The sequence below is a fragment of the Kitasatospora sp. GP82 genome (genome assembly GCF_029892105.1).
Lineage (GTDB): Bacteria > Actinomycetota > Actinomycetes > Streptomycetales > Streptomycetaceae > Kitasatospora.
On sequence record NZ_JARZAJ010000022.1, the window covers coordinates 39,273 to 60,708 of the forward strand.

General features: G+C 72.1%; 16 protein-coding genes. 12 read left to right on the forward strand and 4 right to left on the reverse strand.

Annotation, left to right across the window (positions count from 1 at the left end; genetic code table 11):
- Positions 1 to 38 precede the first annotated feature (38 nt).
- Entirely contained in the window at positions 39 to 1,049 is a 1,011-nt protein-coding gene (locus P3T39_RS23195; protein WP_280700550.1) for a TAXI family TRAP transporter solute-binding subunit, read from the reverse strand.
- Positions 1,050 to 1,127: 78 nt separating this feature from the next.
- On the opposite strand from P3T39_RS23195, the gene miaB reads away from it, so the two are divergent.
- Entirely contained in the window at positions 1,128 to 2,705 is a 1,578-nt protein-coding gene (gene miaB / locus P3T39_RS23200; protein ID WP_280700552.1) for a tRNA (N6-isopentenyl adenosine(37)-C2)-methylthiotransferase MiaB, read from the forward strand.
- 179 nt (positions 2,706 to 2,884) lie between these two features.
- Complete coding sequence (locus P3T39_RS23205) at positions 2,885 to 3,583, forward strand: class III extradiol dioxygenase subunit B-like domain-containing protein (protein ID WP_280700554.1); 699 nt, start codon at positions 2,885 to 2,887, stop codon at positions 3,581 to 3,583.
- 9 nt (positions 3,584 to 3,592) lie between these two features.
- Here P3T39_RS23205 and P3T39_RS23210 read toward each other — a convergent pair whose 3' ends face one another.
- A complete protein-coding gene (locus P3T39_RS23210; protein ID WP_280700556.1) occupies positions 3,593 to 3,889 on the reverse strand; it encodes an antitoxin in 297 nt (98 codons plus the stop codon).
- 59 nt (positions 3,890 to 3,948) lie between these two features.
- On the opposite strand from P3T39_RS23210, the gene miaA reads away from it, so the two are divergent.
- The 5 genes from miaA to hflX all read left to right on the forward strand — a co-directional run bounded on the left by miaA (position 3,949) and on the right by hflX (position 10,836).
- Complete coding sequence (miaA, locus tag P3T39_RS23215; protein ID WP_280700558.1) at positions 3,949 to 4,881, forward strand: tRNA (adenosine(37)-N6)-dimethylallyltransferase MiaA; 933 nt, start codon at positions 3,949 to 3,951, stop codon at positions 4,879 to 4,881.
- A 257-nt stretch (positions 4,882 to 5,138) separates the two neighbouring features.
- The gene (locus P3T39_RS23220; RefSeq protein WP_280700560.1) at positions 5,139 to 5,627 is read left to right on the forward strand and encodes a hypothetical protein; all 489 of its coding nucleotides are present in this window, start codon (positions 5,139 to 5,141) and stop codon (positions 5,625 to 5,627) included.
- An 81-nt stretch (positions 5,628 to 5,708) separates the two neighbouring features.
- Complete coding sequence (gene dapF / locus P3T39_RS23225) at positions 5,709 to 6,620, forward strand: diaminopimelate epimerase (RefSeq protein ID WP_280700721.1); 912 nt, start codon at positions 5,709 to 5,711, stop codon at positions 6,618 to 6,620.
- Between the two features lie 217 nt (positions 6,621 to 6,837).
- Positions 6,838 to 9,201: an HD domain-containing protein gene (locus P3T39_RS23230; protein ID WP_280700562.1), complete on the forward strand. Its 2,364-nt coding sequence runs from the start codon at positions 6,838 to 6,840 to the stop codon at positions 9,199 to 9,201.
- A gap of 129 nt (positions 9,202 to 9,330) precedes the next feature.
- Positions 9,331 to 10,836 (forward strand): GTPase HflX, encoded by a 1,506-nt coding sequence (gene hflX, locus P3T39_RS23235; RefSeq protein ID WP_280700564.1) that lies wholly within the window; start codon positions 9,331 to 9,333, stop codon positions 10,834 to 10,836.
- A gap of 76 nt (positions 10,837 to 10,912) precedes the next feature.
- On the opposite strand, the gene P3T39_RS23240 is transcribed toward hflX, so the two are convergent.
- Together P3T39_RS23240 and P3T39_RS23245 are read right to left on the reverse strand one after the other, a co-directional pair.
- Positions 10,913 to 12,076, reverse strand: a complete 1,164-nt coding sequence (locus tag P3T39_RS23240) for a hypothetical protein (RefSeq protein WP_280700566.1) — start codon at positions 12,074 to 12,076, stop codon at positions 10,913 to 10,915.
- Positions 12,077 to 12,123: 47 nt separating this feature from the next.
- Complete coding sequence (locus tag P3T39_RS23245) at positions 12,124 to 13,275, reverse strand: trypsin-like peptidase domain-containing protein (RefSeq protein WP_280700568.1); 1,152 nt, start codon at positions 13,273 to 13,275, stop codon at positions 12,124 to 12,126.
- Positions 13,276 to 13,654: 379 nt separating this feature from the next.
- Here P3T39_RS23245 and P3T39_RS23250 point away from each other — a divergent pair, with 379 nt between their 5' ends.
- From P3T39_RS23250 to P3T39_RS23270, 5 genes are read left to right on the forward strand one after another with little or no spacing between them, the layout of a single operon-like run.
- Complete coding sequence (locus P3T39_RS23250; RefSeq protein WP_280700570.1) at positions 13,655 to 15,466, forward strand: IucA/IucC family protein; 1,812 nt, start codon at positions 13,655 to 13,657, stop codon at positions 15,464 to 15,466.
- Positions 15,463 to 16,065 carry a GNAT family N-acetyltransferase gene (locus P3T39_RS23255; protein WP_280700573.1) on the forward strand — a complete coding sequence of 201 codons (603 nt, stop codon included), beginning with the start codon at positions 15,463 to 15,465 and terminating at the stop codon, positions 16,063 to 16,065. Before P3T39_RS23250 ends, P3T39_RS23255 begins: the two co-directional genes overlap by 4 nt.
- A 21-nt stretch (positions 16,066 to 16,086) precedes the next feature.
- On the forward strand, positions 16,087 to 17,448 hold the full coding sequence (locus tag P3T39_RS23260; RefSeq protein WP_280700722.1) for a SidA/IucD/PvdA family monooxygenase: 1,362 nt from the start codon (positions 16,087 to 16,089) through the stop codon (positions 17,446 to 17,448).
- The gene (locus tag P3T39_RS23265) at positions 17,426 to 19,309 is read left to right on the forward strand and encodes an IucA/IucC family siderophore biosynthesis protein (protein WP_280700575.1); all 1,884 of its coding nucleotides are present in this window, start codon (positions 17,426 to 17,428) and stop codon (positions 19,307 to 19,309) included. The genes P3T39_RS23260 and P3T39_RS23265 overlap by 23 nt, the downstream gene beginning before the upstream one ends.
- A gap of 12 nt (positions 19,310 to 19,321) precedes the next feature.
- Positions 19,322 to 21,421, forward strand: a complete 2,100-nt coding sequence (locus tag P3T39_RS23270; protein WP_280700581.1) for an ATP-dependent DNA helicase — start codon at positions 19,322 to 19,324, stop codon at positions 21,419 to 21,421.
- Positions 21,422 to 21,436 lie beyond the last annotated feature (15 nt).

Consider the following 21,436-nt stretch of genomic DNA (forward strand, 5'->3'; position numbering starts at 1 on the left):
GAGAGATCTTCCGCAGAGCCTCGCGCCCCTGAAGAACCTCAGGGCTTGACCGAGGTGTAGTAGCGGCGGGCGCCCTCGGCCAGCGGCAGCGGGTCGGTGTAGACGGCGGTGCGCAGGTCCACCAGCTGGGCGGCGTGCACCTTGGCACCGATCGAGTCCCGGCTGTCGATCACCGCCTTGGTCAGGCCCTGCACCAGGCGCGGATCGACATCGTCCCTGGTCACCAGGAGGTTGGGCACCGCGAGCGTGGGCACCGCCGTATCGCTGTTCTGCGCCTTGGGGTAGGCGTCGGGCGGGATGGTCGCGGCCCGGTAGGCATCGGTGCCGCCGCCCTCCTGCTGGTACACCGATTCGGCCAGGTCGCCGAGCGGGACGATCCGGATCGGGAAGCGCTCGGAGAGATCGGTCAGCGCCGAGGTCGGCAGGCCGCCGGACCAGAAGAAGGCATCCAGCTTTCCCGCGCTCAGCTGGTCGGCAGCCTCCCCGACACCCAGCATGGACGCGCGGATGTCGCGGTCCGGGTCGAGACCGGCGCCGGCCAGCAGCCGTCTGGTCACCAGGTTCACCCCGGACAGGCCGCCGCCGACGCCCACCCGCAGCCCGCGCAGGTCCGCAGCCCGGTGCACCGGCGAGTTCGCCGGGACGACCAGTTGCAGGTAGTCGTCGTACAGCCGGGCGATCCCCCGCAGCCGGGACCTCTTCGCGGCCGGGTAGTCCGCGACGGCGTCGGCGGTCGCTATCGCGAAGGCGTCCTGGCCGGAGGCCACCCGCTCCAGGTTGTCGATCGAGCCCTGGGTGTTGTCCAGCCGCAGCTTCAGCCTGGGCATGTTGTCGGCCAGGTACACGTGCAGCAGCAGCCCGTACCGGTCGTACACCCCGCGTGACACCCCGGTCGCGAGAGCGGCCTCGCCGCTGGGGTAGCCGTCCGTGTTCCCGCTGCTCCGCCACCAGCCGACCAGCGCGCCGAACACCAGCAGCAGCGCGGCGGCCACCCGGCCGAGCCGGCTGCGGGCCACCGCGCGCAGCACGGTGCCCGGCGCGGAAGTCATGCGGGGGATCCTGCCAGGCGCGGGCCGTGAACGGGAGAGGGTCACGCGGGCGGACTGCCGTCTCGTACGCTTGGGTCCGTGGGTACGAGCCAGGATTCCAAGAGCTACAAGGTCGTCACGTACGGCTGTCAGATGAACGTCCACGACTCCGAGCGCCTCGCCGGTCTGCTCGAGGACGCCGGGTACGTGAAGGCCGAGCAGGGAGGTGACGACCCTGACCTGGTCGTCTTCAACACCTGCGCGGTGCGGGAGAACGCCGACAACAAGCTGTACGGCAACCTCGGCCAGCTCGCGCCCGTCAAGAGCCGCCACAAGGGGATGCAGATCGCCGTCGGTGGCTGCCTGGCGCAGAAGGACCGCGACACCATCGTGCGGAAGGCACCGTGGGTGGACGTGGTCTTCGGCACCCACAACATCGGTCATCTGCCCGCGCTGCTGGAGCGGGCCGCCGTCGAGCGCAAGGCCCAGGTCGAGATCCTGGAGTCGCTGGAGACCTTCCCCTCCACGCTGCCCACCCGGCGTGAGTCCGCGTACGCCGCCTGGGTCGCGATCTCGGTCGGCTGCAACAACACCTGCACGTTCTGCATCGTGCCCGCGCTGCGCGGCAAGGAGGAGGACCGCCGTCCCGGCGACATCCTCGCCGAGATCGAGGCCCTGGTGGCCGAGGGCGTTGTCGAGGTCACCCTGCTCGGCCAGAACGTCAACGCCTACGGTTCCGACCTGGGCGACCGCGAGGCCTTCTCCAAGCTGCTGCGCGCCTGCGGGCAGATCGAGGGCCTGGAGCGGGTCAGGTTCACCTCGCCGCACCCGCGCGACTTCACCGACGACGTGATCGCCGCGATGGCCGAGACCCCGAACGTGATGCACCAGCTGCACATGCCGTTGCAGTCCGGCTCGGACACCGTGCTCAAGGCGATGCGCCGCTCGTACCGGCAGGAACGCTTCCTCGGGATCATCAAGAAGGTGCGCGAGGCGATGCCGGACGCCGCCATCTCGACCGACATCATCGTGGGCTTCCCCGGCGAGACCGAGGAGGACTTCGAGCAGACCATGCACGTGGTCCGCGAGGCCCGCTTCACCAACGCCTTCACCTTCCAGTACTCCAAGCGGCCCGGCACCCCCGCCGCCGACATGGAGAACCAGATCCCCAAGGCCGTGGTGCAGGCGCGCTACGACCGGCTGATCGCCCTCCAGGAGGAGATCTCCTGGGAGGAGAACAAGAAGCAGGTCGGCCGCACCCTGGAGGTCCTGGTCGCCGAGGGCGAGGGCAAGAAGGACGACCGCACCGACCGGCTCTCCGGCCGTGCCCCCGACAACCGCCTGGTGCACTTCAGCCAGCCCGCAGAGCCGGTGCACCCCGGCACCGCGCTGTCGGTCGCCGGCTCCGCTCTGCGGCCCGGCACTGCGCTGTCGGTCGCCGGCTCCGCTCTGCGGCCCGGCGACATGGTGACCGTCGAGATCACCTACGCCGCCCCCCACCACCTGCTTGCCGAGGGCCCGACACTGGCCGTACGTCGCACCCGGGCGGGCGACGCCTGGGAGAAGCGCCAGGCCACCCCGGCCGCCAAGCCCGCGGGTGTGATGCTCGGCCTGCCGACGATCGGCGCTCCCGCGCCGTCGGCCGTCGCCCCGAGCAGCGGCTGCGGCAGCTGCTGACCGGTTGACCCGGTGCCGGGCCTGCCGGGAGTTCGCTCCCGGCCGGTCCGGTGGACACCCCCGAAGACGGCGACCAGGCCGCACCCCGGGGTGCCGCGTGGTCACGTCGCTCTCCTGCGCAGGGCCTGGTGCCTGAGAGTGGCGCAGCGCGGGCGGGCTTCGCGGTTAGAGTGATCGGCATGCTGGTTGCCGCCGCCGTCTGCCCCTGCCCGCCGCTGCTCGTACCCGAGGTGGCCGCCGGGGCCGCTCCCGAGCTGGAGCCGCTGCGCGCGGCCTGCGCCGAGGCGGTCGAGGACCTGCTGGGCTCGGGCGCCGAGCTGATCGTGGTGGTCGGCACCGGCGAGCAGGCGGAGGTCTGGACGGAGGGCGGCGCAGGCTCCTTCCGCCGCTACGGCGTGGACCTGGCCGTCCGGCTGCCTTCCGGCGGGGTCGAAGGGCCGCAGCTCGCGCCCTCGCTCACCCTCGGCGCCTGGCTGCTGACCCAGGCCGAGGCCAAACTGCCGACCCACGCCTGTGCGGTGCCCGCCGACGCCGCGCCCGCGCGGATGCTGGGCCTCGGCAGGGGCCTCGCCGAGCTCGCCGACCGGGTCGGTCTGCTGGTCATGGGCGACGGCAGCGCCTGCCGCTCGGTCAAGGCGCCCGGTTACCTGGACGAGCGCGCAGAGGGCTACGACGCGGACGCCGCCCGCGCCCTGGAAACCGCCGACACCGAGGCGCTGGCCGCCCTGGACCCGGTTCTCGCCGCCGAGCTGCTGGCCGACGGCCGCGCACCCTGGCAGGTCCTGGCGGGCGCTGCTCAGGGCACGGGACTCGGCGCGAAGCTGCACTACGCCCAGGCGCCGTACGGAGTCGGCTACTTCGTCGCCTCCTGGCGCTGACCCGGCCGGTCAGTTGGCCGGGGGCTGACCCTCGTCCTTGGGCTTGGCGGCGAAGCCGTCCACCGCGTCCTTGGCCTTGGCCGTGCCGTGCTCGATCTTGTCGGTGTACTTGTGCTTGGTCGCCTTGTCCACGGCCTGGCCGGTCTTCTCCACCATCTCGTCGATCTTCTCGTTGTGCTTGCCCGCGAGCTCGCTGGCCTTCTCCCTGAGCTCCTCGGCCTTGCCCTTGAGGTTGTCCATCAGGCCCATGGCAGTCTCGCTCTCCTCGTGCTTCGGCTGTTCCGACTGGTTCAACGTCGGGAACACTCTCGTTGTTCTCCGGTGCCGGGGCACGGTGCCACTCCCGACTTTGCGAGACTTGGTCCGTGAGTAGCTCCCGTGTCATCCCGCCTCGCGTCGTCTCGGTCGTCGGTGCGACCGCCGCCGGCAAGTCCGACCTGGCGGTCGCCATCGCCCGCAGCCTCGGCGGCGAGGTGATCAACACCGACTCCATGCAGCTGTACCGGGGCATGGACATCGGCACGGCCAAGCTCACCGAGGCCGAACGCGGCGGCATCCCGCACCACCTGCTGGACATCTGGGACGTCACCGAGGCGGCGAGCGTCGCCGAGTACCAGCGCCTGGCGCGGGCCGAGATCGACCGGTTGCTGGCCGCCGGGCGGACACCGGTGCTGGTCGGCGGCTCCGGGCTGTACGTCCGGGCGGCGATCGACGAGATGGAGTTCCCCGGAACCGACCCCGAGGTCCGGGTCCGGCTGGAGCAGGAGCTGGCCGAGGAGGGCTCCGGTCTGCTGCACCGGCGCCTGGCCGGTCTCGACCCGGCCGCCGCGGCGGCGATCCTGCCCAGCAACGGCCGTCGGATCGTCCGCGCGCTGGAGGTCATCGAGATCACCGGCCGCCCGTTCACCGCGAACCTGCCGGGCCACAACTCCGTGTACGAGACCGTGCAGATCGGCGTCCAGGTACCGCGCCCCGAGCTGGACGCGCGGATCGCGCTCCGGGTTGACCGGATGTGGGCGGCGGGACTCCTTGACGAGGTGCGCGAACTGGAGAAGCTCGGCCTGCGCGAAGGCCGGACGGCCGGCCGGGCCCTCGGCTACCAGCAGGTGCTCGACCACTTCGCGGGCGAGTGCACCGAGGACGAGGCCCGGGCCGAGACGGTCAGGGCGACCAGGCGATTCGCCCGCCGCCAGGAGTCCTGGTTCCGCCGTGACGACCGGATCCACTGGCTGGAGCGCCCCGCCGGGGCCGACCCGGTGGAGCTGCTGGAGCGCTCGCTGGAGCTGATCGCGGACTGAGTCCGTCGCACCTCGGGACCTGATTCGGCCTCAGAGCCGATGGATTCCGGCCAACAGGCAGTGCACCTGCATGTGCATGACGAACCGGGGGTTACGACCGCATCACGTCCTGGCCACGGATCACCCGCCGACCCCTCGGGACGCCCTGTCGGAAACCCCGGACATGCCATCATCGAAAGCATCTGGGGTCGGTCGCGCGGGCCGACCTCACCGTTCGCGAGTCGTCAAGCTCGTGTCGAAGCGTCAGGGGAGGCCGCGTGTCGCCGGGTACCGGCCCCGAGACCGAGCAGTTGCAGAACGGCGCCAACGACAGCGCCGAGGTCACGCTGCCCGAACTGGCCGTGCCGACGACGTCGTACGCCGTCGCCCTGCCCGCGATCGCGGATCTGGCCACGCCCGGTGTGGTGCGCGAGCGGGAGATCCGCCCCCGGCGCAGACTCCGCTGGTGGCAGACCCTGCCCATCGTGCTGGTCGCCACCCTCGGCTCGCTGATGTTCGCCTTCCCGCTCGCCTTCGGTTCGAGCGACAGCGCTTCGGCCATGATCGGGATGCTCGGCCTGCTGCTCACCGCCGCCTCGGTCGGCTGGGGTGCGATGGCGGCCCGGGTCGCCGGGTACAAGTGGCCGGGCCTGCCGCGCCGGGGCACCGGTCAGCGGGCCAGCCGCCGGGCGATCGCCGTCTACACCCTGATCGCCGTCGTGTCGGTGGTACTGGCCCTCTGGCGGGTCGTCCGCCTCAGCGGCTGAGCGCTCCCGGCGGTGCGCCCGGGGGCCGGACACGGTGACCGGGCCGGTTCGAAGGTCAGTACCATCGGCTCTGTGAGCACCATCAGTACTTCGAGCGCAGCCGCCGGCACGGGTCTGTCCTTCCTCAAGGGACACGGGACCCAGAACGATTTCGTGATCATTCCCGACCCGGAAGGCCTGCTGGACATCGGCCCGGCCGCCGTCGCCAGGCTGTGCGACCGCCGGGCCGGGATCGGTGGCGACGGACTGCTGCGAGTGGTGCGCTCGGCCGCGGACCCGGCCGCCGCCGCGCAGGCGGGCCAGGCCGAGTGGTTCATGGACTACCGCAACTCCGACGGCTCGATCGGCGAGATGTGCGGCAACGGCGTCCGGGTCTTCGCGCGCTACCTGGTCCAGGCCCGACTGGCCGAGCCGGGTGCGCTGGCGGTCGCGACCCGGGCCGGGGTGCGGCAGGTGGTGGTCGCCGAGGACGCCGCCGACGGCACGCCGGGCGAGGTCACCGTGGACATGGGCCGTGCGCTGCTGCCCGGCCCCGACGGGATCGAGGTCACGGTCGGCGCGCGCAGCTGGCCGGCCCGCAACGTCAACATGGGCAACCCGCACGCGGTCGCCTTCGTCGCCGACCTCGGCCACGCGGGCGATCTGCTGTCGGCGCCGCTCACCAGCCCGGAGGGTGTCTACCCGGAGGGTGTCAACGTCGAGTTCGTGGTGGACCGGGGGCCGAAGCACGTCGCCATGCGGGTGCACGAGCGGGGCTCCGGCGAGACCCGCTCCTGCGGGACGGGTGCGTGCGCGGTTGCGGTGGCCGCCGCGCGTCGGGACGGTCTCGACCCGGCGGTCACCGGCGAGCCGGTGACCTACACGGTGGACGTCCCCGGCGGCCGGCTCGTCATCACTGAGCACCCGGACGGCCGGGTGGAGAAGACCGGCCCGGCCGAGATCGTCGCCACCGGCACCATCGACCCGACCTGGCTGGGCGGGCTGCTCGCCTGAACACCTCGCCCGGGCCGGCCGCGGTGCCGTTTCGTGGGACGGCGGCGCGAGTGGTGCTCCGGGTGCAGCGCTTTCCCCCGTTGCAGGGTGGGCGAATCCCCCCGATCGGGTGATCTCGGTGACGGGTGGGAAGCAGGGCATCGCGGAACGTGTTGTGCTCGGTAGCATGGACCACCGGGGTCGGGAGCCGCTCCGGTGATCGCTGCCGGAGGTGCAGATGACCATCGACGCGGACCGGCCCCTGGCCGGTCAACCAGCAGTCGGCCTACCCTCGATCAGCCAGCCCTCGATCGGCCACCACGGCGAGGCCAAGGCGCCGCCAGGGCGGCTCAACCGGGCCGCTTTCGGCCGCGCCGCGCTCGGCCGGGCCGGGCGCGCGGCCCTGCTGGCCACCGGCCGTACGCCGGTCCCCGACGCCATCGAACCGATCGTGGAGGCGCACCGCCGCCACCACCCGCAGGCCGATCTGACCCTGCTCGGCCGGGCGTACCGGACGGCCGAGACCAGTCATCGGGGCCAGCTGCGCAAGAGCGGCGAGCCGTTCATCACGCACCCGCTCGCGGTGACGATGATCCTGGCCCAACTCGGCGCCGGTACCACCACGCTGGTCGCCTCGCTGCTCCACGACACCGTCGAGGACACCGAGATGACGCTGGCTCAGGTCGGTGCCGAGTTCGGCCCCGAGGTGGCGTACCTGGTCGACGGCGTCACCAAGTTGGAGAAGGTGGACTTCGGCGCGGCCGCCGAGGCCGAGACCTTCCGCAAGATGCTGGTGGCCACCGGGGCCGACGTCCGGGTCATGGTGATCAAGCTGGCCGACCGGCTGCACAACATGCGGACGATCCGTCATATGAAGCCCGCCAGCCGGATCAGGATCGCCAAGGTCACCAGGGACGTCCTGATCCCGCTGGCCGAGCGGCTCGGGATCCAGGTGCTGAAGGCCGAGTTGGAGGACATCGTCTTCGCGACGCTCCACCCGGAGGAGCACGCCCGCACCCGCGCGCTGGTGGCGGCCCACGAGGCGGAGCCGGACGGGTTGCTCCAGCCGTTCGCCGAGGCGCTCACCCGGCAGCTGGCCGAGTCGGGGGTGGCGGCGAGCGTCACCGTCCGGGCCCGGCACTGCGTCTCGGTGCACCGCATCCTGCTCAAGCGCTCCGCCGCCGCCGGGCCGGACGGCCTGCCCCAGGCGCTCCAGCCCGCCGACTTCGGCCGGCTGCTGGTGACGGTCGAGGAGAACGCCGACTGCTACGCCGTCCTCGGCGAGCTGCACACCTGCTGGACACCGCTTCCGGGCGAGTTCAAGGACTTCATCGCCACGCCCAAGTTCAACCTCTACCAGTCCCTGCACACCGCTGTGGCGCTGGACGGGGGAGCGGTGGTGGAGGTGCTGGTCCGCTCCAGGCAGATGCACCGGGTGGCCGAGTTCGGGGTCGTCGCCCTGGGCGATCCGCACCACCCCGGCGGCCAGCAGCAGCCCGGCGAGCAGGCAGGTCAGCAGCCCGTCGGCCGGCCCGGCGAGCCGGAGCGAACCGAGGGGGGAGACCCGGCGCGGCCCGGCTGGCTCAGCCGCCTGCTGGAGTGGCAGCAGGAGACCCCGGATCCGGACATCTTCTGGTCCGCCCTCACCGCCGATCTCTCCGACGACCGCGAGATCACCGCCGTCACCGAGGACGGCGAGCGGCTCCAGCTGCCCGCCGGCGCCAGCTGTGTGGATGCGGCGTACCTGCTCGGCGAGGAGACCGGCCACCGCTGCCTCGGTGCCCGTGTGAACGGGCGGCTGGTCGCGCTCTCCACGGTGCTCGGGGACGGCGACGTGGTGGGCGTCCTCACCGAGCAGGCCGGGCCGTCGGGGCCGGCCCCCGAGTGGCTGGAGTACGCCCGGACGCCGGCCGCCCGGCTGGCCATCGAGCGCTGGCTGGCCGAGCATCCGGCCGGTGCCCCGAGCACCGCCCCCGCCGGGCCGCAGGCCGGTCCTGGTGGCAGGCCGTCGTCGGACGTCCCGGCCGCCCCCAACGCCGACCCCGGTGCCGCGCGTGGTGAGACTCCTCCGGTGGCCGTGCCGGGCAGCCCCGGTGCGCCGGTGCGGCTGGCCCGCTGCTGTACGCCCGTCCCGCCGGACGCCGTGGTCGGGTACGGGATCAGGGGCGGTGCCTTCGCGGTGCACCGGGTCAGCTGCCCGGCGGGGGAGCGGCTGCTGGAGGCGGGCCGTACCCCGGTCGAGCCCGTCTGGGTCGCCGGGGCCTGCCCGCCGTTCGGCTTCCGGGTCACCCTGGAGGCCCTGGCGCTGAACCGGCCCCGGCTGCTGGCCGACCTGACAGCGGTGATGTCCGCCGAGGGCATCGGCATCGTCGCGGCCGCCGTGGAGCCCCCGCAGGACCTCAGGGTGCGGCACAGCTACACCGTCGAACTGCCCACCGCCGAGATGCTGCCCGCGGTGATGCGGGCGATGCTGCGGGTCTCCGGGGTGTACGACGTCTACCGGGCGGGGCTGCGGCACCGAAATGGGGATGACCCGCCCAGCGCGGGCATGCGACCATCGAGGGGAATTCACGGCCGGTCCGCGGCGTTCACCGACACGTAGTAGTGCCGGTGCAGACCGTGGCCTGCAGGGGTAGCTCATCACCTCCGTCCGATAGCAGTGGCGGGTTTCTGGGCAGGCTCCGAGGTGCGCAGGGCTGCGCACCGGCCCTCCCGACATGCAAAGGATGAGATGACCTCCACGTTCGACAGCCGCAACAATTCCAGTGAGTCCGCTCGTCGGCTCACGGGCCTGAAGGCGGAAGCCCTCATGGACGAGGACCTCGCGGCGATCGACGAGGACCTCGACCAGAACTTCGACGGCGAGCAGTACGACCGCAGCGAGCGTGCCGCACTCCGCCGCGTCGCCGGTCTCTCCACCGAGCTCGAGGACGTCACCGAGGTCGAGTACCGCCAGCTCCGCCTGGAGCGGGTGGTACTCGTCGGCGTGTGGACGGACGGCACGGCGGAGGAGGCCGAGAACTCCCTGGCCGAGCTTGCCGCGCTGGCCGAGACGGCCGGTTCCGAGGTGCTCGACGGCGTGATCCAGCGCCGTGACAAGCCCGACGCTGCGACGTACATCGGCTCGGGCAAGGCAAAGGAGCTGCGGGACATCGTCGCCTCCACCGGCGCCGACACCGTGGTCTGCGACGGTGAGCTCACCCCCGGCCAGCTGATCCAGCTGGAGGATGTCGTCAAGGTCAAGGTCGTCGACCGGACGGCCCTGATCCTGGACATCTTCGCCCAGCACGCCAAGTCCCGAGAGGGCAAGGCACAGGTCTCCCTGGCGCAGATGCAGTACATGCTGCCGCGTCTGCGTGGCTGGGGTCAGTCGCTCTCCCGGCAGATGGGTGGTGGTGGCTCCGGCTCGTCCGGCGGCGGTATGGCCACCCGTGGTCCCGGTGAGACCAAGATCGAGACCGACCGTCGTCGGATCCGCGAGAAGATGGCCAAGCTCCGCAAGGAGATCGCCGACATGAAGAAGGGCCGGGACACCAAGCGCCAGGAGCGCAAGCGTCACCAGGTCCCCTCCGTGGCCATCGCGGGCTACACCAACGCGGGCAAGTCCTCGCTGCTCAACCGGCTCACCGGTGCGGGCGTGCTGGTGGAGAACGCACTGTTCGCCACCCTGGACCCGACGGTGCGCCGGGCACAGACCCCGAGCGGCCGGATCTACACGCTGGCCGACACCGTCGGGTTCGTCCGGCACCTGCCGCACCACCTGGTCGAGGCCTTCCGTTCGACCATGGAGGAGGTCGCCGACGCGGACCTCATCCTGCACGTGGTGGACGGCTCGCACCCCGAGCCGGAGACGCAGCTGGCCGCCGTCCGTGAGGTGATCGTCTCGGTCGAGGCACAGAACGTGCCCGAGATCGTGGTGATCAACAAGGCCGACGCCGCCGACCCGCACGTGCTGCAGCGGCTGCTGCGCCGTGAGCCGCACGCCATCGTGGTCTCGGCGCGTACCGGGCTCGGTATGGAGGAGCTGCTGCAGCTGATCGACGACGAGCTGCCGCGCCCCGCGATCGAGGTCCAGGCCCTGGTGCCGTACACCAGGGGCGACCTGGTCTCCCGCGTGCACGCGGAGGGCGAGCTGATCGACACCGAGCACACCGGTGACGGGACGCTGCTGCGCGCCAAGGTCTCCGCCGAACTGGCGGCCGAGCTGGAGCGCTTCGCGGTCGTCGCCCAGGGCTGAGTCGACCGACGCTGCGCAGACCGACACCGAGGGCCCCGGCCGTCCACTGCGGACGGCCGGGGCCCTCGGCGTGTGCTCAGTTCCTCTTCCTGCTGATGTAGTCGAACATCTTCTTCGCCTCGTCGCCCAGCGAGGGGCCGGCCAGCCAGGCCGCCGGGCGCGGGCCGATCGAGTTGTTGCTGATCAGTGCGGGCCTGCCGTCCTTGTTGACGAACCAGCCGCCGCCGCTGGCGCCGCCGGTCATGGTGCAGCCGATGTTGTACATGGCCGGGCGGGTGGTGTCGAAGGAGAGCCTGGCGGGCCTGACCTGGGAGTCGCAGTGCTCCAGCTCGCGGCCGTCGAAGGGCGCGTCCTGCGGGTAGCCGTAGGCGGCGGCCCCGGCGATCTGGTCGCGCGGGGCGTCGAACCAGACCGGTACCGAGCTGCCGACCGCCTCCTCCAGCGAGCGGCTGTCGCCGTCCTCGGAGTGCACCCGGATGATGCCGAAGTCGTACTGGCTCACCGGGCCGCCGCGCTGGCCGCCCTCTTCGATCCACTGCGGTGAGACCACCGCGTAGTCGGCGGTCCACCAGCCGTACGGGGCGAGCTGCTGCTCGCTGGCGCGCCTGCCGCCGCTGGCGGCGCCGCTGCGGTTGAAGGAGGGGACGAAGCTGATCTTCTTGAACCAGTCGCCGCCCTTGCCCTGGTGCAGGCAGTGGGCGGCCGTCCAGACCAGGTTGCTCTTCCCCGGGTGGGCCGGGTCGCTGACCACGGTGCCCGAGCAGACCGCGCTGCTGTTCTGGTCGACCGTCATGAAGATCTTGCCGAGTACGGCGGTGCCCGGGCTGTACGGGTGCTGCTGCGGCTTGGCATTGATCACGGCGGGCTGCGGGTCGTTCTCCGATGCCGTGCTGGTGGACTGGATGGCCGCCTCCTGGGGCTGCATGCCCTGGGCGGCCTCCATCTTGGCCTGGTTCCAGAAGCCCTTCACCAGGTCGTTCTTGAAGCCGTGGGCCTCGGCCCACTTGGACCAGTCGTCCATGCTCCAGTTCTTCAGGTTCTTGAGGTCCTGGAGGCTCCTGGGCAGAGCGAGGCCCGGTTTGCCGCTGCCGGCGGCGGTGGTGGAGGGCGCGGCCGCCTGCGAGGAGGTGCCGCCCGTGGCCGGGCCGCAGGCGGTGGCGGTCAGCGCGAAGGCGGTGAGCACGGCGGCGGTCACAGCGGCGTGGCGGCGCGGGCGGGCGGTACGGGTGGCTGAGGGCATGAGGGTTCCCCGGGGACGGATACGAACGTTCACGGTCGGCTCGGTGGTCACTTCTTGCTGATGTAGTCGAGGGCCTGCCTGGCCACGCTCTCCAGGTACGGACCGCTGAGCGAGGTGTGGTCCAGGGTGCCGATGGAGGTGTTGCTGACCAGGGCCTGGCGTCCGTCCGGCATGGTGGCGAACCAGCCGCCGCCGCTGGAGCCCGCGGTCATGGTGCAGCCGATGGTCATCATCGAGGGCCGCTTCGGGTCGAACGAGAGCCGGACCGGCTTGCCGCCGTCGCAGCGGTCCAACTCCTGCCCGTCGAAGGGCTTGACGGCCGGGTAGCCCCAGGCGGAGACGGACAGTTGGTCGCGCGGTGCGTCGAACCAGACCGGCATCGCGGTGCCGACCGTCTCCTCCAGCGACTTGCCGCCGCCGTCCGGGTTGTGCACCTTCAGCACGGCGAAGTCGTACTGGTTGGCCGCGTTGCCGCTGTGGCTGCCCTCGGCCGTCCACTGCGGGGAGGTGATGACGTTGTCGGCCCACCACTGGCCGAGCGGGGCGACCTGCTGGACGGTGGCCTTCCTACCGGCGCTGGCGGCACCCGAACTGTTGTAGGCGGGCACGAAGATGATGTTCTTGAACCAGTCGCCGCCCTTGCCCTCGTGCACGCAGTGCCCGGCCGTCCAGACCAGGTTGCTCTTGCCCGGGTGGGCCGGGTCGGCGATCACCGTGGCCGAGCACTGGCCGGTGCCGCCGTTCGGCGCGTTGAAGAAGACCTTCCCGGAGGCCGCGAACCTGGTGTACGGGCGGGCCACCGCGACGGCATTGACCGCGGCGGGATCGGGATCGGTCACGCCGGAGTCGGCGGGCGGCGGGGTCGCGGGCGGCTCGGGCTGCTGCGGCTGAGCGCCCTTCATCCTGTCCGGGTTCCAGAGGTCGCGGACGACCGGGTTGTTGAAGATGTGCTTGGACGCCCAGCGGTCCCAGTCGTCGTACTTCCACTTCTTGAGTTCGTCCCAGCTCTTGGGCAACCCGTCCAGCAGGCCCGAGGGCAGGGCGGTCGGCAGGTGCAGTTTGCCGCCGGGCCCGGCGGAGGCCGTCTCGCTCGCGGACGGTGACGCCGGCTTGCCGTCTCCCTCGGTGCCGCAGGCGGCGACGGTGAACAGGGTCGCCGCGGTGAGCACCGCGCAGACCGTACGACGTATGGATGACATGGCCAGTCCCCCGGTGGCTGCTGTGATCGAGCGGCCCGGGCAAAGTACGCCGGGCCCTGTGGAGTCTCCCACTTCGGAGCACGACAGCCATGGCCGCCCCTGACACCTCCACTGACGGATGGTCACCGCCGTGTGCCCGGCGTACCCGGGCCGGTAGGACAGGCCGAGGGCCAGTACCTCAGATTGATCACTCCCAGGGGTGAGTGATCCGGTGGTATTCACCGGAACGAGTGAGCTGATCTTGTGATCACTCGTCAGGCATAGGTAACCCTTACCTGTCGCCTGCCGGAAGCGCGCCGCGCGACTCTGCGCACCCCCCACGACTCCCCGCGCCCGCGACCGCTCGCGTCCGCAGCCCCACGCGCCCCAAGGAGCAGCCTTGAGCACCGCCCTCACCGGAGCCCCGCCCGCCGACGCCCCCCACCGGAGCGCCGATACCGACACCGACCCGCTCCTCCATCCCGACCCCGCGGTGGCCGCCGAACACGCCGCCGTGGAGAGCCTGCTGCGCTGCTGGGTGCGCGAGACCGGGGCGGCGCCCGGCGCCGACGGACTGCTGCGGATCCCGGTCCTGGGCGGGGCGGCGCAGCTCGCGGCGCCCGTACGGTACTGGTCGGCCTGCGGCTGGCACCGCTTCGACGCGGTCACCCTGGACGGCCCCGGCGGGCTGGCCGGCCGCAACGGCGTGGCCGGTGCGGGGGCGCCGGTGGACGCCGTCACCCTCGCGGCGCTGGTCGCGAGCGCCGCCGCCGAGCGACCCGACCCCGGCCAGATCGCCGACCTCGCCGCCCGGGTCGCCGACTCCGTGGTCCGTACGGCCGATGTGCTCGCCTACCGCCGCCGGGCGAAAGAACCGACCGACTGGCCCTTCCTGCAGGCCGAACAGGCCCTGCTGCTCGGCCACCCGCTGCACCCGACCCCGAAGAGCCGCGACGGACTCGGACCGGCCCAGAGCGCCGCCTACTCGCCCGAACTGCACGGCACCTTCCGGCTGCACTGGTACGCGGTGGACCGCGAGCTGCTCGCCGCCGACTCGGCGGCCGAGGACCCGGCCGAAGAACTCACCGCCCGACTCCTCGGCGGAACACACCTGTTGCCGCCGGGAACCGCCGCCCTGCCGCTGCATCCCTGGCAGGCCAGGGAGTTGGTGCTGCGCCCCGAGGTGGCCGCGCTGATCGAGGCGGGGCAGCTGCACGACCTGGGCGCACACGGGGAGTTGTGGCACCCCACCTCCTCCGTGCGCACCGTCTGCCGCCCCGGCACCCCGTGGATGCTCAAGCTCTCGCTCGGCCTGCGGATCACCAACTCCCGCCGGGAGAACCTCCGAAAGGAACTGCACCGGGGCGTGGAGATGCACCGGCTGCTGGAGAGTGGACTCGGCGCCGAGTGGCGGGCTGCGTACCCCGGATTCGACATCGTCCGCGATCCCGCCTGGATCGGAGTCGACCTGCCGGCGCTCGGCGACCCGAACGGCCTGGACACCATGCTGCGCAGTCAGCCCTTCGGTCCCCGGGAGCGCGCGCTCTGCGTGGCCGGACTGGTCGCCGAGCGGCCGATCGGGCACGGCAGCCGAGTGCCCTCCAGGCTGGGCGACGTGCTGCACGCCCTGGCCGGCCGCTCCGGGCGCCCGCTCCGGACCGTCGCCACCGAGTGGTTCCTGCGCTACCTGGACGCGATGGTGCTCCCGGCGCTCTGGCTGGACGGCCGGGCGGGGATCGCGATCGAGGCGCACCAGCAGAACAGCCTGGTCCTGCTGGACGGGTCCGGCTGGCCCATCGGCGGGCGCTACCGCGACAACCAGGGCTACTACTACCGGACTTCGCACGCGGAGCGGCTGGCCGCCCGGCTGCCGGGACTCGGCGTGCTCAGCGACACCTTCGTGGACGACAAGGTGATCGACAAGCACTTCGCGTACTACCTCGGCATCAACCATGTGCTCGGCCTGATCGGGGCCCTGGGCTCGCAGGGGCTGGCCGAGGAGGAGGTGCTGCTGGCCACTCTGCGCAAGTTCCTCGCCGGGCCGCAGGCCGCGGCCACCGGGTCGAGCATGCCGGGACTGCTGCTGGAGGAGCCCTCCCTGCACTGCAAGGCGAATCTGCTCACCCGGCTGCACGGCATGGACGAACTCATCGGCCCGGTCGCGACCCAGTCGGTGTACGTGGACATCCCCAACCCGGTGGCGGGGCTGTGAGCGGCTCCGGCGGCGCACCGCTGCTGGCCGGCGTCGCCGACTGGGGGGCCATGCCGACCGCCGCAGGCGAGTTCAGGCTCCGCCCGATCGCTCTCGGCGAGGAGCTGGAGCGCCTGACCGCCTGGATGAACGACCCCGAGGTGGCGGCCTTCTGGAAGCTGTCGGGACCGCCCGACGTGACCGAGCGGCATGTGTGCGCGCTGCTCGACGGCGACGGCCGCAGCGTCCCCTGCCTCGGTCTGCTCGACGGCGCCCCGATGAGCTACTGGGAGGTCTACCGCGCCGACCTCGACCCGCTCGCCGAGCACTACCCCGCCCGGCCGCACGACACCGGTGTCCACCTCCTCCTCGGCCCCGCCGAGACGCGTGGACGCGGTCTCGGAGCCACCCTGCTCGCCGCCCTCGCCGAGCGGATCCTGCAGGCCAGACCCGCCTGCGAACGCGTCCTCGCCGAGCCGGACGTCCGCAACGTCCGCTCCGTCCGCGCCTTCGAGCGCGCCGGATTCGAGCGCGCCGCCGACCTCGACCTGCCCACCAAGCGCGCCGCCCTGATGCTGCGTCACCGCCGATCCGCCGCCGCGCCCGCACCTAGGATCTAGGACCTTCCCCCCTTGGACACGATGGACAACCCGCAGTCCCGGCCCTACGACCTGCTCGGCGTCGGTCTCGGCCCCTTCAACCTGTCCCTGGCCGCGCTGGCCGACCAGGTGAGCAGCGTCAGCTCGCTGTTCTGCGAGGCCAGAGCGGAGTTCAGCTGGCACCCGGGGATGCTGGTGGACGGGGCGAGGATGCAGGTTCCGTTCCTGGCCGACCTGGTCTCGCTGGTCGACCCGACCAACCCCTGGTCCTTCCTCAACTACCTGCGGGAGCACCAGCGGCTCTTCCCGTTCTACTTCGCCGAGCGCTTCCAGCTGGCCCGCCGCGAGTACGACCACTACTGCCGCTGGGCCGCCGAACGGCTCGTCAACTGCCGCTTCGACGCCGCCGTGGCGGCTGTCCACTGGTCCGCCGAGGACGAGCTCTTCCGGGCCGAGACCCGGGCGGGCGAGGTGTGGGCGCGCAATGTCGTCCTCGGCGTCGGCACCAGGCCCGTCCACCCTGAGCCCTTCGCCACCCTGCGCGGCAACCCCCGGGTCTGGCACGCCGCCGACTACCTGGCGAAGCGCCACTCGCTGGCCCAGGCCAGGGACATCACCGTGGTCGGCTCGGGCCAGTCCGGCGCCGAGGTCTTCCTCGACCTGCTGCGCACCCGCGCGGGCGACGGCACCCGGCTGCGCTGGCTGAGCCGGACCAGGGCACTCGCACCCATGGAGTACTCCAAACTGGGCCTGGAGCACTTCACTCCCGACTACACCCGCTACTTCCACACCCTCGCGCCCGCGGTCCGTGACCGCCTGGTCGAGTCCCAGTGGCAGCTGCACAAGGCCGCCAGCGCCGAGACCCTCGCCGAGATCCACGACCACCTGTACGAGCGCACCATCGGCCGCCCGCTGGACGCCGACCCGGTCGAGATCATCCCCGGCACCGCCGTCACCGAGACGCTCGCCGGACCCTGCGGCGGCTTCGAACTGCGCTGCCGCCACCAGGACTCCGGCGCCGAGCACATCGTCCGCACCGAGGCGGTCGTCCTCGCCACCGGCTACCGGGCCGAACGGCCTGCCGCCCTCGACCCGATCGCCGAACTGATCGACTGGGACGAGCAGGGCCGCTACCGGGTCGACCTCGACCACCGGGTGGCCACCAAACCGCGCCTCACCGGCGGCCTCTACGTACAGAACGCCGAGCTGCACACCCACGGTGTCGGCACCCCCGACCTCGGCCTCGGCGCCCACCGCGCCGCCGTCATCCTCAACGCCGTGGCCGGCAAGACCGTCCACCACCTGCCCGAGCGCGCCGCCTGGACCAGCTTCGCCCCGCCCGCCGCCACCCCCGTCGTCCCTCGACCCCAGGAGGGGAACCGTGCCGCAACAGCCACCCGCTGACCAGCTGCTCCATCGGCCACCGCAGCTCACCGAGGAGCACTGGCAGCGGGCCTGCCGGGCCATGCTCGCCAAGATGCTCGGCGAGTTCGCCTACGAGGAGCTGATCACCCCGGTGGCGGACGCGCACGGCTACCGGCTGGACCTCCCCGGCGCCGGCTACCGCTACACCGCCCGGCGCGGCGCCTACGGCAGCTGGCAGGTGGACCCGGACTCGATCACCTGTACCACCGAGGACGGCCCGGGGCCTGCCGCGGACCGCGCGTCGGCGGTGCCGGCCGCAGCCGGCACCGCAGGCCCGGCGGGAGGTCCGGAACAGGCCCCGGACCCGCTGCGCTTCCTCCAGCACGCCCGGCGCCCGCTCGGCCTCACCGGCGACACCCTCGGGCACCTGCTGCGCGAGCTCACCGCCACCCTGCTCGCCGACACGCGGCAGCTCGCCACCGAACTGACCGCCGCCGAACTGGCCGACCTCGGCCACGTCGAGCTTGAGGGCCGGCAGAACGGCCACCCCTGGATCGTCCCCAACAAGGGCCGCATCGGCTTCTCCGCCCGTGACACCGCCGAGTGGACCCCCGAGGCCCGCACGCCGCAGCGGCTGCCCTGGCTGGCCGTGCACCGCAGTCTCGCGCAGTACCGGGGCCCGGCCGACCTCTACCAGCGCGAGCTGGACGCGCCCGAGAACTTCCGTGCGCTGCTCGGCGAGCGGGCCCAGGAGTACCACCTGCTGCCCGTCCACCCCTGGCAGTGGGACGAGGTGATCCTGCCGCTGTTCGCCCCCCAGATCGCCGCCGGCCTGATCGTTCCGCTGCCCAGCGACGGCGACCTACGGCTGCCGCAGCAGTCCATCCGCAGCTTCTTCAACCTCACCCGCCCCGAGCGCTGCACCGTCAAACTGCCCCTGTCCATCCTCAACACCCTGGTCTGGCGCGGACTGCCGACCGAACGCACCCTCGCCGCCCCCGCCGTCACCGCCTGGATCCACGGCCTGCGCGACGGTGACCCCTTCCTGCGCGACGAGTGCCGGGTGATCCTGCTCGGCGAGATCGCCTCCGTCGCCGTCGACCACCCGGTCTACCGGGAGCTCCCCGAAGTTCCGTACCAGTACAAGGAACTGCTCGGTGCGATCTGGCGCGAACCGCTGGGCCCGAGGCTCCGCACCGGCGAGCGGGCCCGCACCCTCGCCTCGCTGCTCTCCACCGGCTCCGACGGCCGTGCCCTGGTCGCCGAACTGGTCGCCCGCTCCGGGCTGCCCGCCCGGGACTGGCTGCGCCGGCTGTTCGCCGTGATGATGCCGCCGCTGCTGCACTTCCTCTACCAGTACGGCACGGTCTTCTCCCCGCACGGCGAGAACGCCATCGTGGTCTTCGACGAGTGCGACCGCCCGGTGCGCCTCGCGGTCAAGGACTTCGTGGACGACGTCAACATCACCGACCAGGACCTGCCGGAACTGGCCGACCTCCCCGCCGAGGTCTCCGGCGTCCTGCTGCGCGAATCACCCGAGTACCTCTGCCAGTTCCTGCACTCGGGCCTCTTCATCGGCGTCTACCGCTACCTCGCCCCCCTCTACGAGCGCCAGCTGGGCGTGCCCGAGGACGAGTTCTGGACCCTGCTGCGCGAACGGATCCTGGCCCACCAGCGCCGCTTCCCCGAGCTGGCCGACCGCTTCAAGCTCTTCGACCTCCTCAGCCCGCGCATCGACCGGCTCTGCCTCAACCGCAACCGTCTGCTGCTGGACGGCTACCGCGACCGCCCCCAGCGGCCGCACGCCGCCGTCCACGGCCAGGTCGACAACGCCCTGTGCCCCGAGAGCCCCAGCACGCTGCCCTGTCAGAAGGACCGGACTGTCACCCCCGCGCCGTAGGCTGGGAGAGACATGACCAACGACTCCGCACCCCAGCCCCTGCCCGGCGCGCCCGAGGCCCAGGAGCCCGTCTCCCGTGCCCTTGTCCCGGAGCTGCTGCATGCCGCCGTCGCCGCCGTCGGCGGCGTCGAGCGCCCCGGCCAGGTCAAGATGGCCGAGGCCGTCGCCGACGCCGTCGAACACGGCGCGCACCTGCTCGTCCAGGCCGGCACCGGCACCGGCAAGTCCCTCGCCTATCTGGTGCCCGCGCTCGCCCACGGCGACCGGGTGGTGGTGGCCACCGCCACCCTGGCGCTGCAACGCCAGCTGGTCGAGCGGGACTTGCCGCGTACGGTGGACGCGTTGCACCCCGTGCTGCGCCGCCGCCCGCTGTACGCGATGCTCAAGGGCCGCTCCAACTACCTCTGCCTGCACCGGGCCAACGAGGGCACCCCCAGTGACGAGGGCGAGGGCCTGTTCGATCCGGTGGACGCCCTCGGCGGCCCGACCGGCAAGCTCGGCAAGGATGTGCTGCGGCTGCGCGAGTGGGCAGACGAGACGGAGACGGGGGACCGGGACGACCTCTCGCCCGGTGTCTCAGACAAGGCCTGGGCGCAGCTCGCGGTCACCTCCAAGGAGTGCCTGGGCGCCACCAAGTGCGCATACGGGCAGGAGTGCTTCGCGGAGAAGGCGCGCGAGCGGGCCAAGCTGGCCGATGTGGTGGTCACCAACCACGCGATGCTGGCGATCGACGCGATCGAGGGCGCGCCGGTGCTGCCCGAGCACGCCATGCTGATCATCGACGAGGCGCACGAGCTGGTGAGCCGGGTGACGGGCGCGGCCACCGCCGAGCTGACGGTCAACGCGGTCAACCGGGCCGTCAAGCGAGCCGCCAAACTGGCCAACGAGAAGGCGGTGGACGCCCTCCAGGCCGCCGCCGAGAACTACCACGGCCTGATGGAGACGGCCCAGCCGGGACGGGTCGAGGAGCTCCCCGAGTACCTCGCCTACGCGGTGGCCGCGATCAGGGACGCCTGCCGGCAGATCATCACGTCTCTCGGTGAGACGCGCGACCGCGCGCTCACGGACGAGGACGCGGTCCGCAAGCAGGCCATGGCCTCCGCCGAATCGCTGCACGAGACGGCCGAGCGGCTGCTGGGCGACTCCGAGTACGACGTCATCTGGATCGAGCGCAGCGACCGCTACGGCCTGGGGACGGCCTCGCTGCGGGTGGCACCGCTGAGCGTCTCCGGTCTGCTGCGGGAGAGCCTCTACAAGGAGCGCTCGGTCGTCCTGACCTCCGCCACCCTCAAGCTCGGCGGCGACTTCAACGGTGTCGCCGCCTCGGTCGGCCTCCCGTCGGAGGGCCGTCTGCCCGATGAGCGCGATGCCCAGGAGCCCTCGCCGGAGGTGGGCGAGGACACCCCGCCGTACTGGCGCGGGCTCGACGTCGGTTCGCCGTTCTCGTACCCCAAGCAGGGCATCCTGTACGTCGCCAAGCACCTGCCGCCGCCGGGGCGCGAGCCCGACCGGCCCCAGATGCTGGACGAGCTGGCCGATCTGATCGGCGCGGCCGGTGGCCGGACGCTCGGCCTGTTCTCCTCGATGCGTGCTGCGCAGACGGCGGCCGAGGAGCTACGCGGGCGGCTGGACAACCGGATCCTGCTGCAGGGCGAGGACACCCTGGGTGAGCTGATCCGTGAGTTCGCCGCCGATCCGGAGACCTGTCTGTTCGGGACGCTCTCGCTCTGGCAGGGCGTCGATGTGCCGGGCTCCGCCTGCCAGTTGGTGGTGATGGACCGGATCCCCTTCCCGCGTCCGGACGACCCGCTGATGAGTGCTCGTCAGAAAGCCGTCGAAGAGGCGGGCGGCAATGGCTTCATGGCGGTCGCGGCCACCCATGCGGCACTGCTGATGGCCCAGGGCGCCGGGCGCCTGGTGCGGGCGGCCGACGACCGGGGTGTGGTCGCGGTGCTCGACCCCAGGCTGGCCACGGCCCGGTACGGCGGCTTCTTCCGCTCCTCGATGCCGGACTTCTGGTACACCACCGACCGCAACCAGGTCCGCCGCTCCCTGGCAGCCATCAACGCCTCGGCGCCCCCGGTCCGACCGGTCACCAAGCGGGGCGCTTGAGAATGCGGCTCTTTG

Excerpts from the sequence above, each read along its gene's own strand:
- P3T39_RS23270 (WP_280700581.1), top strand. The coding sequence starts at position 19,322 with ATGACCAACGACTCCGCACCCCAGCCCCTGCCCGGCGCGCCCGAGGCC.
- hflX (WP_280700564.1), top strand. The coding sequence starts at position 9,331 with ATGACCTCCACGTTCGACAGCCGCAACAATTCCAGTGAGTCCGCTCGT.
- P3T39_RS23205 (WP_280700554.1), top strand. The coding sequence starts at position 2,885 with ATGCTGGTTGCCGCCGCCGTCTGCCCCTGCCCGCCGCTGCTCGTACCC.
- P3T39_RS23240 (WP_280700566.1), bottom strand. The coding sequence starts at position 12,076 with ATGCCCTCAGCCACCCGTACCGCCCGCCCGCGCCGCCACGCCGCTGTG.
- P3T39_RS23245 (WP_280700568.1), bottom strand. The coding sequence starts at position 13,275 with ATGTCATCCATACGTCGTACGGTCTGCGCGGTGCTCACCGCGGCGACC.
- P3T39_RS23230 (WP_280700562.1), top strand. The coding sequence starts at position 6,838 with ATGACCATCGACGCGGACCGGCCCCTGGCCGGTCAACCAGCAGTCGGC.
- P3T39_RS23260 (WP_280700722.1), top strand. The coding sequence starts at position 16,087 with ATGGACAACCCGCAGTCCCGGCCCTACGACCTGCTCGGCGTCGGTCTC.
- P3T39_RS23195 (WP_280700550.1), bottom strand. The coding sequence starts at position 1,049 with ATGACTTCCGCGCCGGGCACCGTGCTGCGCGCGGTGGCCCGCAGCCGG.